Origin of the sequence: Ancylomarina sp. 16SWW S1-10-2 (assembly GCF_009669305.1) — a bacterium.
Classification (GTDB): domain Bacteria; phylum Bacteroidota; class Bacteroidia; order Bacteroidales; family Marinifilaceae; genus Ancylomarina.
This window is the reverse complement of record NZ_SADB01000013.1, coordinates 105663-120633: the sequence shown is the minus strand read 5'-3', so window position 1 is coordinate 120633 and position 14971 is coordinate 105663. Positions and strand designations below refer to the sequence as shown.

Genomic DNA, 14971 nt, shown 5'->3' with positions numbered 1-14971 from the left:
ATTGATAATCAGTAATTTAGTCGTATCCGATTTTATTAATCAAGTAAAAACAAATTATAACATATGAAATTTGTAGTATCAAGTACTGAGATTTTAGGACATATTCAAGCTGTTAGTCGTGTTATTAGTAACAAAAATACGCTTCCAATTCTTGATAATTTTCTATTTGAGTTGAAAAATGATGAGCTTATAGTTACAGCTTCAGATTTGGAAACAACTTTAATTACAACTATTCCATTAGATTCTTCTGAAGGAGAAGGTGTAATTGCACTTCCAGCAAAAATTTTAACTGATACTTTAAAAGAATTTCCTGAGCAGCCATTAACTTTTGAAGTTGATCCTCAAACCTTAGCTGTTAAGTTGAGCACAGAGAATGGTCAGTTCAGTATTCCTGGTCAAAACGGTGATGATTATCCTAAGAATCCAGAACAAGATCATGATAGTATTGTGAATATCACAGTTGCTAGCGAGGTTTTATTGAAAGGTGTCAACAAAACTTTGTTTGCTACCGCTGACGATGAACTTCGTCCTGTGATGAATGGAATCTTTATAGAATTAAATAATAACGATCTTACTTTTGTTGCTTCTGATGCTCATAAATTGGTTCGTTACAAGCGTCTTGATGGTCGTTCGGAGGTTGAGTCTTCATTTATTCTTCCTAAAAAACCAGCATCATTACTTCGTAATATCCTTCCAAAAGAGGAGAATCCTGTATTGGTTGAGTTTGATGACAAAAATGCGTTCTTCACATTATCAAATTACAAATTGATTTGTCGTTTGGTTGAAGGAAAATATCCAAGTTATGGCTCTGTTATTCCAACGAATAACCCATTTAAATTAACAATAGATCGTATCGAGCTTTATAATACACTTAAGCGTGTATCTGTATTCTCTAATCCAGCAAGTAATTTAATTAAGTTTCAATTAAACCAAAATGAATTAGTTGTTTCTGCTCAGGATATTGATTTCTCTATTTCAGCTCGAGAAAAACTGATGTGTCAGTACGAAGGAGAAGCTTTAGAGATTGGGTTTAAATCAGTATTTTTATTGGAAATACTTCAGAATATATCTTCAGCCAATGTTGTGGTTGCACTTTCTGATCCAACTCGAGCTGGTTTATTCTTACCTTACGATAACGAAAACGCCGATGAGGATGTGTTGATGTTATTAATGCCAATGATGATTAACGTTTAATTTAAACGATGATATAATGTATACGAAAACCTAATGAGAATGATTTTCATTAGGTTTTTTCTGTTTTAAGATAATACCTTTAGGCTTGTGTTTGCTTAGAGTGAAAAAAATAAACTTCTTCAAAAGAACGAGTCAATATGAAACGAGCCATGAGTGAAGCTCTCTCAAACACTGGAGGATGATCATTGGCGACTTCCATATGACCTGAATAAGAAAATTATAATCATATGAATTTGAATTTGAAAAACCCAATTGCATTCTTCGATTTAGAAACAACTGGTCTCAATGTGTCGAAAGATCGCATTGTTGAAATTGCTATTGTTAAGGTTAGTCCTAATGGTAAGGAAGAAACAAAAACTTTTCGTGTAAATCCTGGTATTCCAATCCCTGCCGAATCAAGTGCAATACATGGTATTTTTGATGAGGATGTTAAGGATGAACCTACCTTTAAGGAAATTGGTAAAACGATTGCCAAATATATTGAAGGTTGCGACTTAGCGGGTTATAATTCAAATCGATTTGATATTCCTCTTTTGGCAGAAGAGTTTTTACGTGCTGATATTGATACTGATATGAGAAAACGTAAGCATGTTGATGTTCAAACCATTTTTCATAAAATGGAACAACGAACTTTGACCGCAGCTTACAAATTTTATTGTGCAAAAGACCTTGAGGGCGCTCATGGTGCCGAAGCAGATACGGTTGCAACCTACGAGGTGTTGAAATCTCAGCTTGACAGGTATGAGGATCTTGAGAATGATATTGATTATCTTGCTAAATTCTCTACTCAAAATAAGAATGTTGATTTTGCTGGCATGATTATATATGATAAAAAGGGTGTTGAGACTTTTAACTTTGGTAAGAATAAAGGGAAAGCGGTTGAAGCCGTTTTAAAAGAACAACCAGGCTATTATGGTTGGATTATGAATAATGATTTTCCTCGATATACAAAGAAGGTTTTGACCGAGATTAAGCTTAGAAATTTTAATATGTAAGCGCTTTATTTGTTAACAAATTAATGCCATAAAAGATGAAAATATTAGGGATAGGAAGGAATTATGTAGATCATGCAAAAGAACTAAATAATCCTGTACCCAAGGAACCAGTGGTTTTCTCAATGCCAGATTCGGCACTTTTAAAAAGCAATAATGACTTTTATTACCCAGATTTCTCCAATGATATTCATCACGAAGTAGAAGTTGTGGTTAAAATAAGTAGAGTAGGAAAGAATATTCCTATTGAGTTTGCACATCGTTATTACGAAGAATTAGCTTTAGGAATAGATTTCACAGCTCGCGATATTCAAGCAGAATGTAAGAAAAAAGGTTTGCCATGGGAAAAAGCGAAAGCTTTTGATGGTGCAGCTCCTATATCTAAGTTTCGTCCTAAATCTCAATTTAAGGATGTCAATGCATTGAATTTTAGTCTCAATGTTAACGGCGAAAGAGTTCAGGTAGGAAACACATCTGACCTTATCTTTTCGATTGACTTTTTAATCAGTTACTTATCGAAATACTTTACACTTAAAATTGGTGATATGATTTATACTGGTACGCCAGAAGGTGTAGGTCCTGTTAAAATCGGAGATCACTTGGTAGGAGAGTTAGAAGGAGAAGAGTTATTAAACTTTCATGTTCGATAAGACCTATTTGTTATTCAGGCTTTAATAAGAATACATTAATATGTGATTGTTCCTTTGTTAAATAAAGATAATTATACTTAATAATGGCTTTAGATTCAATCTAAGGCCATTTTTTCGTAAAGACTTGGTTCAGTTAGTCTTTCGAGTAGATTTTCAGTCCATTAGGTGTGTTTTGAAGTTTTGTTCACCTATCGGGATATCTGCATTTTACATGAAAAGCTTTCAAGTCAAGCAAACATGTTTATCTTTGCGAGGTTAAAAACTAAAAAAGTTATATGAATTATCAACATTGGGGCAAGCATCTTCGCCAAAGATTTGAAAAATTTGGCGATAAGGTTGCTATGTGTTACAAGAATGAGACTAATGGAGACTGGATTGACATCAGTTGGTGTGAATTTGGTATTCAAACTAGACAAGTTTCAAAAGCTCTTTTAAAATTAGGAATTGGTATTCAGGAAAGTGTTGCTATATTTTCTCAAAACATGCCAGAGTGGATTGTTGCCGATCTTGCTATCATGAGTGTTCGTGGTGTAACGGTACCTATTTATGCAACAAACTCAACAACAGAAGCTAAATATATTATAAAAGATGCTGCAGTTCAAGCCATATTTGTTGGTGAGCAAGAGCAGTATGATAGAACCATGGAGTTAATGGGAGAATGCTCTACCATTAAAATGGTTATTGTTTTTGATAAGGCTGTAAAAATTAGCGATCATCAGCATTCTATGTATTGGGATGAGTTTATCGAGATGGGGAAAGCTTCTCGTTTAGGTAAAGAGTTTGATGCTCGATTCGAAACGGCAGATATCGACGATTTAGCAACCTTAATTTATACTTCGGGTACAACAGGTGAGCCTAAGGGTGTGATGATAGATCACAATAACATTACAGCAGTTCTTCGTTCTCATGATAAGGAATTGGATATAACTGATGATGAGGTGTCATTAAGTTTTCTTCCGCTTAGTCATGTCTACGAACGTGGATGGACATTCTTTTGTTTGCACAGAGGTTTTAAAATCTATTTCAATCGTGATCCAAAGAAAATTGGTTGCACAATGAAAGAGACTAAGCCAACTTTAATGTGTACTGTTCCTCGAATTTATGAGAAAATTTATTCTGCCATTCAAGATAAGAGTAAGGACGCTTCAGGTATCAAGAAAAAGTTAATAAACTGGTCGTTGAAAATTGGTGAGATTAGAAATAATCAATACTGTCTTTTTGAGAAGAAAGTTCCTTTCGGATTAAAAATGAAGTTTAAAATAGCAGACAAGCTTGTTTTAAGTAAGTTTCGCGATATTTTTGGAGGACGTATAAAGTTCACTCCTTGCGGAGGAGCGCCACTTTCTTCTGAAATTATCACCTTTTTTCATTCTGTAGGAATGAATATAAAAATGGGTTATGGCTTAACAGAAACGATGGCAACTGTTTGTTTATATGGTGACAAATATATTGATTTTAACACAACAGGTAAAACACTAAATGGTGTTGAAATCAAAATAGGTGAGAATAACGAAATATTGGTTAAAGGACCTGGCGTTATGCGTGGCTATTATAAAAAACCAGAGGAAACAGCTAAGGTTATGAAAGATGGTTGGTTTTGTACTGGCGATGCGGGACGAATTGACGAGAATGGAAACTTAACGGTAACAGATAGAATTAAAGATTTAATGAAGACTTCTGGTGGGAAATATATTGCACCTCAAAAGCTTGAAACAACTTTAATTAACGATCAGTTTATTGAACAAGTTGCAGTGATTGGCGATTGTCAGAAGTATGTGACAGCCCTAGCAGTTCCAGCAATTGAACCTTTGTGCAAGTATGCAAAAAAACACAATATCTCTTTCGATTCATTTGAAGATTTAATAAAAGACTCTCAGATTATAGAATTCTTTGAAAAACGATTCGTGAATTTGCAAAAGGAGTTTTCTCGTTTCGAGAAGATTCAGAAGTTTACCCTTCTTCCCAAAGAATTTACTATAAAATCAGGAGAGATGACTTCTACACTTAAACTTAAGAGAAAAGTGATTCAGGAGAAGTATAAGCATCTTATCGAAAAGATGTATAAGGATTAGATTTTAATTAAAATAATATGAAGCCGATGGAATATGATTCTATCGGCTTTTTTATTTCTATTTATTTGTGTTGTTAAAATCTGTTATTATCGAAAAGGTTTTGTCTATGTTCTTTTCTTAAAATTAAAATTATCCTAACTTTAGGACTCTTAAGATAAGGCTACTTATTTTTAAGCTTTATTTTGAGATCTGAGAATTTCATAAATACTTAAAACACAATAATAATGAGCAAAGAAATTTTAAGCCTAGAGCCTAAAGCTGTTTGGGCAAATTTTTATTCACTAACACAAGTTCCACGTCCATCAAAGCATGAAGATAAGATTCAAGCATTCATGGTGAAATTCGGTAAAGACCTTGGTCTTGAAACGATTAAAGATGAAGCAGGAAACGTAATTATTAAGAAACCTGCAACTAAAGGAATGGAAGATAGAATGGGTGTTATCATGCAAGGTCACCTTGATATGGTTCCTCAGAAAAATTCCGATACAGATCACGATTTTGAGAAAGATCCAATTGAAACTTTCGTAGATGGTGAGTGGCTAACTGCAAATGGTACAACGCTTGGTGCTGATAATGGTATGGGTGTTGCTGCTGCAATGACTGTTCTACAATCTACAGATATAGCTCATGGCCCTATTGAGGCTTTGTTTACATCTGATGAGGAAACTGGTATGTTTGGGGCTTTTGGTCTTAAAGCAGGTGTTCTTGATGGTGATATTCTTTTGAATATGGATTCAGAAGACGAAGGTGAATTGTATGTAGGTTGTGCTGGTGGTATAGATGCTAACATCACTTTTAAAAATAAAACGACTGATACACCTAAAGATACTGTTGCTTTTAAATTGAGCATGAAAGGTCTTAAAGGAGGTCACTCAGGAATGGAGATTATTTTAGGAAGAGGAAACTCTAATAAATTACTTTTCCGTTTCTTAAAACATGCTGCTAAGAATTTCGGTTTACGTCTTGCTTCTGTTGATGGAGGTTCTTTACGTAACGCTATTCCACGTGAATCATTCGCTGTTGTAGTTGTTCCAAAAGAAAATGTTGATGCATGTGCTGCGTCATTAAAAGAATTTGAAGCTACTTTTAAAGCTGAGTTAAGTGAGGTTGAACCAGATCTTGTTTTCGGTGCTGAGCCATGTAATTTACCTAAGAAGGTAATGAAAGGTAAGCTACAAAATAGATTAATTGATGCTATATATGCATGCCCTAATGGTGTAATACGTATGAGTAATGCGATGCCAGGTATGGTTGAAACTTCAATTAACCTTGCTCGTGTTTATAGCGATGAGAATGGAATTCTTATTCAAGCCTTATTGCGTTCTTCAGTCAATTCAGCAAAAGACGATTTAGCTGAAATGGTAACTTCTGTATTTACTTTGGCTGGAGCTAAAGTTGTATTAGAAGGACAATATCCAGGATGGAAGCCAAATATGGATTCTCCAATCTTGAAAACTATGCAAGGTGTTTATAACAAAATGTATGGTAAAATTCCTAAAGTTATGGCAATTCACGCTGGTCTTGAGTGTGGTTTACTAGGTTCTAACTACCCACATTGGGATATGATTTCATTTGGACCAACTATTCGTTTCCCTCACTCTCCAGATGAAAAAGTGAAAATCGATACAGTTACTAAATTCTGGGATTTCACTGTTGAGACGCTTAAGAATATTCCTGTTAAGAAATAGACTTTAAGTTATATTATATAAAAATAGCCTGATGCGAATCAGGCTATTTTTGTATTGTAAACTGGCTAATATTAAAGATGATTAATTTTGACTACAATATGGTTGAACTTATTTAGTCGTTCTTTAAATGAATGGTACTACTACCATTTTAGTGGAAATACGTTAATTACGGTATGGATTTGATGAAATAGCTCATATCCGTCATCCTGATTCCGATAACCAAAGAAAAATTCTACAATCTTAACGATATCTTATCAAAACATTTTGAGCGTGTTTTGTTAGGCAGAAACCCGTAAATGGCCTCAGAAGGCGATGGGTAAGAATACAAAGGAATCATTAGTAAAACTGGGCAGCTCGGAGGAACGAGGAGATCACCCAGTTGCACTTATGATATCTGAAGTATTTACCCTGAGTCTTATGGAGACTTGATCTTTTGTTTCTTTTGGATTAAGCCAAAAGAAAAATAAAAAAAAAGATATAATTTAGTTTTTACGAGATATTGTAGAAGATTGAAACTCGTTAAATATTGCAGAGTTTAAAGAATTTACTTAAATATCAAACTAATATTCACTATGATATTGTATGGTCATTCACTAAAATGGTAGTAGAACCAAATGAATTATTGTAATTCGCATTTCACCCGTGATTATTCAGCTTTAATTGCTTCGGTATTTCTTTAAAATTAGATGAAATGTAAAATAAAAAAATAGCCCAAGTCCCGAAGCTACAATTAATGACCCTAAAGCAAATTGCAAATAATTCTCACCTAGTGCTTTTATATTCATCAAGTCAGGCATATCTTTCTGAAATTCGCCATGTAAAAGAAGAGCTCCTGCTTGATAACCAGCAATAATAATAAGAGGAATTAAAGGAGGCAAACTGCTGATATTGACAGTAATTAAAGTAAGAACCTTATTTAATTTAAATAGCAATGCTAATGATATGGCAAGCACTGTTTGAAAGCCCCAAGCAGGTGAAAATGCTAGAAATACACCTAAGGCTAACGATAATGCGATGGTCTTATTCGTATTGTCAGCACATTTAATTTCACTAACAATTGCCTTTTTGACTTTGTCTAACTTTAATCGTCTCAAAACGCTTTGGTAGTTCATCATAGCTATAAGCCTTTATTTACCCATCATCTTAATGGTTTCAGCTTCAAGCGTGAGATATTGTCCCATCAAATTAGCTGTCATGCACGAATGAATAGGTAAAATACCTATAAGATCACCCACTTGAAATTCCTTAAAGAAATCTTCGTTACATTTAATTATACCATGTTCTTGCGAAAGTTTAGCAAGAAATCCACCATTCATAATTGGACTCCAACCATCAGGTTTAATGTTAACGAGTGAGCCAAATAATTTGGTGCCTTCATCATCAGCTTCAAGATATTCTTTTGAAAAGTGAATTCCACCACCATAAATTACAATCTCGTTTCTGTTGGCATGTTTGGCTATAATGGGACAGGCCATTGCTACAGCAATCTCATTTTCTTCGCACGAACCTAATACGAATTGCATCATGTCGTAAAAAACAAAGTTACCTGGGCGTATTTCGTCTATTCCATAAAATTCGTCGCTAATGCTACAAGCTGGTGTGTCTCCAAGTGAAACTTCTAAATCGGGAAACTGAGACCTAAAAACATCTTTTAATTCATTTAACTCAAGAACACATTCTTTGTGATTCTTAAGAATTTCATTGGTATCACTTGCATTATAATTTTGACCAGAGTGAGCAAGAAAACCCTTGAATTTGATTTGAGAAGAAGCTTTTATATAATTGAGTAAGCTTTGAATACTATCGGTATCGTCAGCAATAATTCCTGTGCGATGATAACCCGTATCTACCTTGATGTAGGCATTTACCTTATGGTTTAGTTCAGCTTCTAAATGATGAATGCTTTCTGCAGATTCCACTAGAATATTAAGCGTTATTTTACCAGCTAATTCGTCAATGGTATCCATCTCGCGTAAATTAACTGGCATAGCAACCGTAATATCTCTCCAATTATGCTCAGCGAAATACTGAGCCATTTGAAGCGATGATACGGCTATTTTATCGACACCTAGCTCACGAAACCATTCACCAATCTCAGCTGCCTGATGTGTTTTAAAGTGTGGACGAAATGTAAGGTTGCATCTTTTGGCACGATCAATCATGCTTTTAATATTATTGATGCATTTTGCTTTGTCCAACAATAAAGTAGGCTTTTTAATATGTGTTCTAATATCCATTAATTTATCTTCTGATATAGGTTAGTACACTTTTTCTTGAATGCTTTTTAATATATCATTTTTTAGTTTGAGAACTTTTTCTGAAACGCCAACCTTATATATGTGTGGGCTAATAAAACGCTTGTGTTCATCAGGTAATTGAGCGTAACGTTGTTTTAAATAAACGTTTATTTCACTTGGCAATTGTTCTTTTATTAGGATTTCCCCATTGTCCATAACTAGCTTATTTAAGACTTCATGGGTACATCCATCCAAATTAGTTGTTTTATGTGAGAGGAATGGGTGATAAATTTTATTTGCATTTTCTTCATCAACCATTAAAATTCCATCACTAAAAAATTTACCATTCTTATCAAAGTATCTAACTACTTTTTTCCTTCCAGGAAGGGTCATTTTTTCAATGTTTTCGGAAACTTTAAGGGAAGGTTTATTGTTGTTTTCAACTAGTTTGTAAACGCCATCGAGAGCTCCTGTGTCATTTCCAGTTACTAACTCAGTTCCTATGCCATAACCATCAATTCTAGCTCCTTGTTCATTCAAACTTTTTATGACGTATTCGTTTAATTGGTTAGAAGCAAATATTTGTACATAGCTTAAACCTGCATCGTCAAGTATTTCTCTTCCTTTTTTACTTAAGTAAGCCAAGTCACCACTATCTAAACGAATACCTACAAGTTTAAGACCTTTAGCCTCTAATTCCTTAGCAATAATAATAGCATTGGGAATACCAGATTTAAGTGTATTGTATGTATCAACTAAAAGAACGGTTGTGTCAGGATTAATTTCAGCATATTGACGGAAAGCATCTATTTCTTTATCAAAACTTTGAACCCATGCATGAGCCTGTGTACCACTTACAGGGATGCCGTAAATGAAAGCAGCGTAAACATTGGATGTGGAATCGGCCCCACCAATAATAGCAGCTCTACTGGCATGTATACCACCAAGACCTTGTGCTCTGCGAAGTCCAAAATCGGAAAATACCTTATCGCCAATAATAGAACGAATACGGCAAGCTTTTGTAGCAATTAGAGATTGAAAGTTGAGGTAATTTAAAAGTAATGTTTCTATCAGAAGACATTCAATCATATTACCTTCTACTCGTATTATTGGCTCGTAAGGGAAAGCTATTTCCCCTTCCTTCATACTGTATATTTTGCCTTTAAAACTAAAATCTTTTAGATAGTTTAGAAATTCATCCTTTAAGCCTGCTTTTTTAAGAAAAGCAAGATTTTCATCATTATAAGAGAATTCTGACAAAATATGTAAGAGATCTTGCAAACCAGCAAAAACAATATAGCCGCCTTTGTAAGGGTTGGTTCTAAAAAAATAATCAAATTTACTTGTTTCGTTTTGTTTGCCACTGTAAAAGTAGGCTTGAGCCATGGTTAGCTCATAAAAGTCGGTATATAGACCCGTGTTTTGAGTTAGTGTTTGCATCTTTTTTAATCTAAATAAATCAAGTATCAAATATAGCGACAAAGATTCGAAGGATGAATAAAAGAGACGTATTATTACCAGATCACTTAATCTAATTCTGCAAATTCACTTTTAACATGAAAAAAAACGTCGTAGAATCCTTTTTAGTCAACTGTCGGATGTATAGTTATTTATATTTTACAATTAATATGAATAGTCTAGTTTCATTTAAAATATAAAGCTCAGTTTTGCTCGTCTCAGTATAAATCTTAATTTAGCAGGCTGTAAAACATTAACTTAAACAAAATACAACAAAATGACTGAAACGATAAGACAAAGTCTTCGTGATTCGAAGGCTGCGCGATGGGCTGCATTGGGGATAATTTCTATCACCATGTTTGCTGGTTATTATCTAACCGATGTAATGTCTCCATTAAAACCGATGCTCGAATCTGAGTTTGGATGGTCAAGTACAACCTATGGTTGGTTTACGAGTTCTTACGGTTGGTTGAATGTATTCTTTTTGATGCTTATTTTTGGGGGAATTATTCTCGATAAAATGGGTGTTCGTTTCACAGGTCTAATGGCTTCAGGTATAATGGTTGTGGGGGCTGCAATTAAGTATTGGGCCATTTCAACCCCAACTTTAGTTACAGATACAACCTTAGGTATACATACTCAAGTTTTTTATGCTTCTGTGGGGTTTGCAATTTTTGCTGTTGGCGTTGAAATTGCTGGGATTACGGTGTCTAAAATTATTGTTAAGTGGTTTAAGGGTCATGAAATGGCTTTTGCGATGGGTATGCAAATGGCTGTTGCTAGGTTGGGAACGATGCTAGCTTTGATGGCTCCGGTACCGTTGGCAATGTATTTTTCAAACGTTCATACAGTTGTTGAAAAAGGACAATTGGTTGAAAAAATGGCACCAAGTATTTCTGCACCTATTGCTTTTGCATTATTGTTATTAGTTATTGGTTTCATTGCATTCTTTATCTATATGTCTATGGATAAAAAATTAGAATTGTCGGAAACTGACACTAATATTGAAGAGCCAAAATCTTCTACAATGAAGGAATTATGGTCGGGTATATACTCTGATTTACGACTAATTGTAGGGAATAAAGGTTTTTGGTTAATCGCTACTTTATGTGTCTTATTTTATTCATCAGTTTTCCCATTTATTAAATATGCGGCAGACTTAATGGTTAATAAATATGGCTTAGACCAAGAAATAGCAGGTCGGATTCCTGGTTTATTACCTTTTGGAACAATACTATTAACCCCTCTTTTTGGTGGAATTTACGATAAAAAAGGAAAAGGTGTAACTATCATGATTATAGGTGCAGTACTTATTCTTTTTGTACATTCAATCTTCTCTTTACCAATTTTAAACTATTGGCAAGTAGCTGTTGTATTAACTATCATTTTAGGAATTGCATTATCTCTTGTACCATCAGCAATGTGGCCTTCAGTGCCAAAAATTATTCCTGAAAAACAATTGGGAACAGCTTTTTCTTTAATTTTTTGGATACAAAACTGGGGATTAATGGGGATTCCGTTATTAATTGGTGTAGTTCTTGATAAGTCGAATCCTCAAGTTGCTATTGCTAAGGCAGCAGGAACTGAAATTCCTCTTTACGATTATACAAACCCAATGTTAATTTTTGCAGGTTTAGGAGCTTTAGCTATTATTGTTGGTCTCTTATTGAAACGCGAAGATAGAATCAAAGGTTACGGATTACAATTACCAAATATTCAAAAGTAATTTTGATATTTAACTGATATAAAAAAAGTCATCCTTCGGGATGACTTTTTTGTGCTCTAAATATTGATATGGTGAGGGTTTGTCTTTGATGGATCTATAGGAAGCTGTAAGGTATTATCTAAACATCTCATAAATAATTTAAAATAATAAAAATGACAGACGCATTTAAAAGAACATTGCGTGATTCATCGGCAATGCGATGGGCAATGTTAATACTCCTTTCAGGCTTAACTTTTAGTACCTACTGGTTTCAAGATTTCTTTTCAGGCCTAAAGGGTTTGATGGAATCAGAAATGGGATTCTCTAGTGAAGAATTTGGACGTATTCTTGCTCTAACTACCAGTGTTAATATATTCGGTATGATTATCGTCGGTGGTATTATGCTTGATAAATGGGGTATTCGTATTGCAGGTATCGTTTTTGGTGGTATTGCTGTTGTGGGTGGTGCTATTTCAGCTCTTGCAGCTTCTGGATTCTTTGGCATAGATCACGACACCATGCTAAACATGATTATTCTAGGTCGAATTCTTTTCGGTTCGGGACTTGAGGTTATATGTGTGGTTGCTACTCGAACTATTGTAAAATGGTTTAAGGGGTATGAATTAGCTTTAGCAATGGCAATTAATATGGGGATTGGTCGATTAGGTAGTGCTATGGGAACAGCTTTGTCATTAGATATTGGAGGAGGATCCGTTTCTCCAGCAGTTACTTTTGCTGCAACTTTAATGGGTTTAACTTTAATCATGTTTCTAATTTATGCGGTGTTTGATGTTAAACTTGATAAACAAGAAACCGCAATAAGTAATGAAAAAAGTGGTGAAGCTTGTGATTCAGAAGAAGATTTTAAATTTTCTGATTTAATTAGCTTACTTAAGAATAAATCATTTTTATATATTTCTCTTCTTTGTGTTTCTTTCTATGCTGCTATTTTTCCTTTTATGCAGTATGCTCCTGATTTATTAATTAATAAATTCGGATTCTCGGAAATACTTCCTACTGCTGGAGAAGTTGTATTGTGGGGTAGTTCAGCAATGGGGGCTGCCAGTGTATATATTGTGTTTTTCGTCTTTGCAATTCTTTTTGCAGTTGTTCCTAACAACTTTGCGGATAAACAGAAACGCTTATTTTTTAAAGTAGGAGCTGTTGTTGCTTTTACTGTTTATTTGTACATAATGAAAGATGTCTTATCAATTTGGTTAGATAATGGTGCTAAAACAGCTAGTTTAATTCCTTTGGGAACCATTATTTTCACACCTATATTTGGTAATATTGTTGATAAAAAAGGTAAAGCAGCATCTTTAATGATTCTAGGATCATTCCTTGTAATCTTTGCTCACCTTTCATTATCTGTAATGAATAATGTTTATATCGCTTATCTAGGTTTGTTGAGTTTGGGTGTTGCTTTTTCTCTTGTACCAGCTGCAATGTGGCCTTCAGTTGCTAAAATTGTTGCAGAAAATAGGTTAGGTACTGCATATGCTTCAATGGCTACTTTACAGAATTGGGGTTTAGCTGCATTCTTTTACGGAATTGGTGCTTTACTTGACTATGTAAATCAAAATGTACCTGATGGACAGCCTAAAGATTATACAATTCCTATTCTACTACTTGTAGGTTGTGGAGTGATCTCAATCTTCCTTTCAGTCTTACTTAAGAAAGCAGATAAAGAACAAAATTATGGGCTTGAAGATCCTAGTTAATTTTAGATCTACCCATAATTAGACATAGAAAAAGCCATCCTTAGGGATGGCTTTTGTTTTTTGCGCACTTTGCGATAAAAACTTCTGCATTTTTCGAGTGAAATTCTTTATTGCTAGGAATTAAATTTCTTGGTGCAACTACCTATCCTCTTTTACATCTTGTCGTTCTTTGCACACTTAGATTAAAATCTCTGCGATCTTTGCGTGAAACCTTTGTATTATTTGTGTTTCTTATAGCTAGATTGATATGGTTATTTTTGCAAATACCTATCCTTTTTACGTCTTGCCGTTCTTTGCGCACTTAGCGATAAAACCTCTGCGTTCTTTGCGTGAAACATTTATTTTCGAGTTAAATTCTGTCCTCCATTTCGCTTATAGCAAGCGTTCCTGCAACAACAGAAATAATGGCTGCAAAACTTGAGAATGAAACGCCACAAAATGGAATAATCAGACACAGAGAGAATACGAATCCATTAGCAATAACAATTCCCTTATTTTCTCTCATAAACTGAACACTTTGTCTAAGGTTCATTTTCTTTCTCTCAAGAGCATAATCCATAAATGAAAAGCCATAAAAATAAGACGATATAAAGAATAGTATAATAGCAGCTAGCCATCCAATTATGGGGATAAAGCTTAGAATAAACATAAGTACCGTTAGTATGATTTCAATGCAGAAATTTCGAATGGCTATGGTAATACCTCTAAACACATCTCTTACAAGTTGTCTTAGGCTGAAAGGATAGTCTACGCCTGTTTTTATCTTCTCTGTTCGTTCCGATAGATATGAAAATACGGGTGACATTAGAATAATGATAATATAACCTCCCAAATAAGCAAAGAGTAGGAAGAACATAATTTTGAATGTCATCCATACAAAGGCATCCATCGCAGTTTTTAGAAAACCAGAGCCCCAAAAATCTCCTTGATGTAGCTCAAGTTGATTCTCTAAATACACTTTTGCGGTATCGGAATAGGCGTTGACCATATCCCAGCCAAACCAAAATAGAATAATATTAAAGGCTAGGGGAAATATGAAAAACCAGGCTAGTTTCTTTTTAAAAATGAAATTTAATGCTTCGGAATAAGTACGAAGGCCAAAGCTGAAATCTTTGAAGAAACTCATATTGTTGGGTTTAATAATTATGTATAGTCTGCTAATAAATTTTAAATTTAACAACTTGTGATTACAAATTGAATATTGCGCATGAAAAATATGCTTATTTTATTACTTAGAATCATTTTGAATTGGAC

Annotated in this window: 11 protein-coding genes; 7 read left to right on the top strand and 4 right to left on the bottom strand. The window is 34.3% G+C overall.

From position 1 onward, the window contains the following. Window positions 1-63 precede the first annotated feature (63 nt). The 5 genes from dnaN (at window position 64) to EMN46_RS12420 (ending at window position 6596) form a co-directional block, all read left to right on the top strand. Window positions 64-1194, top strand: a complete 1131-nt coding sequence (dnaN, locus tag EMN46_RS12440; protein ID WP_154201139.1) for a DNA polymerase III subunit beta — start codon at window positions 64-66, stop codon at window positions 1192-1194. Window positions 1195-1421: 227 nt separating this feature from the next. Further along, a complete protein-coding gene (locus tag EMN46_RS12435; RefSeq protein WP_154201138.1) occupies window positions 1422-2189 on the top strand; it encodes a 3'-5' exonuclease in 768 nt (255 codons plus the stop codon). Between the two features lie 35 nt (window positions 2190-2224). Next, window positions 2225-2836 carry a fumarylacetoacetate hydrolase family protein gene (locus EMN46_RS12430; RefSeq protein ID WP_154201137.1) on the top strand — a complete coding sequence of 204 codons (612 nt, stop codon included), beginning with the start codon at window positions 2225-2227 and terminating at the stop codon, window positions 2834-2836. 275 nt (window positions 2837-3111) lie between these two features. After that, entirely contained in the window at window positions 3112-4908 is a 1797-nt protein-coding gene (locus tag EMN46_RS12425) for a long-chain fatty acid--CoA ligase (RefSeq protein WP_154201136.1), read from the top strand. Between the two features lie 224 nt (window positions 4909-5132). Next, window positions 5133-6596, top strand: a complete 1464-nt coding sequence (locus EMN46_RS12420) for an aminoacyl-histidine dipeptidase (RefSeq protein WP_154201135.1) — start codon at window positions 5133-5135, stop codon at window positions 6594-6596. A 656-nt stretch (window positions 6597-7252) separates the two neighbouring features. On the opposite strand, the gene EMN46_RS12415 is transcribed toward EMN46_RS12420, so the two are convergent. The 3 genes from EMN46_RS12415 to EMN46_RS12405 are packed head-to-tail and all read right to left on the bottom strand — an operon-like array spanning window position 7253 to window position 10273. Next, window positions 7253-7711 carry a DUF2062 domain-containing protein gene (locus EMN46_RS12415; protein WP_154201134.1) on the bottom strand — a complete coding sequence of 153 codons (459 nt, stop codon included), beginning with the start codon at window positions 7709-7711 and terminating at the stop codon, window positions 7253-7255. Window positions 7712-7723: 12 nt separating this feature from the next. Further along, window positions 7724-8833: an alanine racemase gene (locus EMN46_RS12410; RefSeq protein WP_154201133.1), complete on the bottom strand. Its 1110-nt coding sequence runs from the start codon at window positions 8831-8833 to the stop codon at window positions 7724-7726. 21 nt (window positions 8834-8854) lie between these two features. Beyond that, window positions 8855-10273 carry a nicotinate phosphoribosyltransferase gene (locus EMN46_RS12405; protein WP_154201132.1) on the bottom strand — a complete coding sequence of 473 codons (1419 nt, stop codon included), beginning with the start codon at window positions 10271-10273 and terminating at the stop codon, window positions 8855-8857. 295 nt (window positions 10274-10568) lie between these two features. Between EMN46_RS12405 and EMN46_RS12400 the strand changes: the two genes are divergently transcribed. Together EMN46_RS12400 and EMN46_RS12395 are read left to right on the top strand one after the other, a co-directional pair. Next, entirely contained in the window at window positions 10569-12017 is a 1449-nt protein-coding gene (locus tag EMN46_RS12400; RefSeq protein ID WP_154201131.1) for a nitrate/nitrite transporter, read from the top strand. 152 nt (window positions 12018-12169) lie between these two features. Next, on the top strand, window positions 12170-13717 hold the full coding sequence (locus EMN46_RS12395) for an MFS transporter (RefSeq protein WP_154201130.1): 1548 nt from the start codon (window positions 12170-12172) through the stop codon (window positions 13715-13717). A 349-nt stretch (window positions 13718-14066) separates the two neighbouring features. Here the strand turns inward: EMN46_RS12395 and EMN46_RS12390 are convergent, their stop codons facing one another. Beyond that, window positions 14067-14843 carry an EI24 domain-containing protein gene (locus tag EMN46_RS12390; RefSeq protein WP_154201129.1) on the bottom strand — a complete coding sequence of 259 codons (777 nt, stop codon included), beginning with the start codon at window positions 14841-14843 and terminating at the stop codon, window positions 14067-14069. Between the last annotated feature and the right edge of the window lie 128 nt (window positions 14844-14971).

Coding starts and splice junctions, on each gene's coding strand:
- dnaN (WP_154201139.1), top strand. CDS start 64: ATGAAATTTGTAGTATCAAGTACTGAGATTTTAGGACATATTCAAGCT.
- EMN46_RS12435 (WP_154201138.1), top strand. CDS start 1,422: ATGAATTTGAATTTGAAAAACCCAATTGCATTCTTCGATTTAGAAACA.
- EMN46_RS12430 (WP_154201137.1), top strand. CDS start 2,225: ATGAAAATATTAGGGATAGGAAGGAATTATGTAGATCATGCAAAAGAA.
- EMN46_RS12425 (WP_154201136.1), top strand. CDS start 3,112: ATGAATTATCAACATTGGGGCAAGCATCTTCGCCAAAGATTTGAAAAA.
- EMN46_RS12420 (WP_154201135.1), top strand. CDS start 5,133: ATGAGCAAAGAAATTTTAAGCCTAGAGCCTAAAGCTGTTTGGGCAAAT.
- EMN46_RS12415 (WP_154201134.1), bottom strand. CDS start 7,711: ATGATGAACTACCAAAGCGTTTTGAGACGATTAAAGTTAGACAAAGTC.
- EMN46_RS12410 (WP_154201133.1), bottom strand. CDS start 8,833: ATGGATATTAGAACACATATTAAAAAGCCTACTTTATTGTTGGACAAA.
- EMN46_RS12405 (WP_154201132.1), bottom strand. CDS start 10,273: ATGCAAACACTAACTCAAAACACGGGTCTATATACCGACTTTTATGAG.
- EMN46_RS12400 (WP_154201131.1), top strand. CDS start 10,569: ATGACTGAAACGATAAGACAAAGTCTTCGTGATTCGAAGGCTGCGCGA.
- EMN46_RS12395 (WP_154201130.1), top strand. CDS start 12,170: ATGACAGACGCATTTAAAAGAACATTGCGTGATTCATCGGCAATGCGA.
- EMN46_RS12390 (WP_154201129.1), bottom strand. CDS start 14,843: ATGAGTTTCTTCAAAGATTTCAGCTTTGGCCTTCGTACTTATTCCGAA.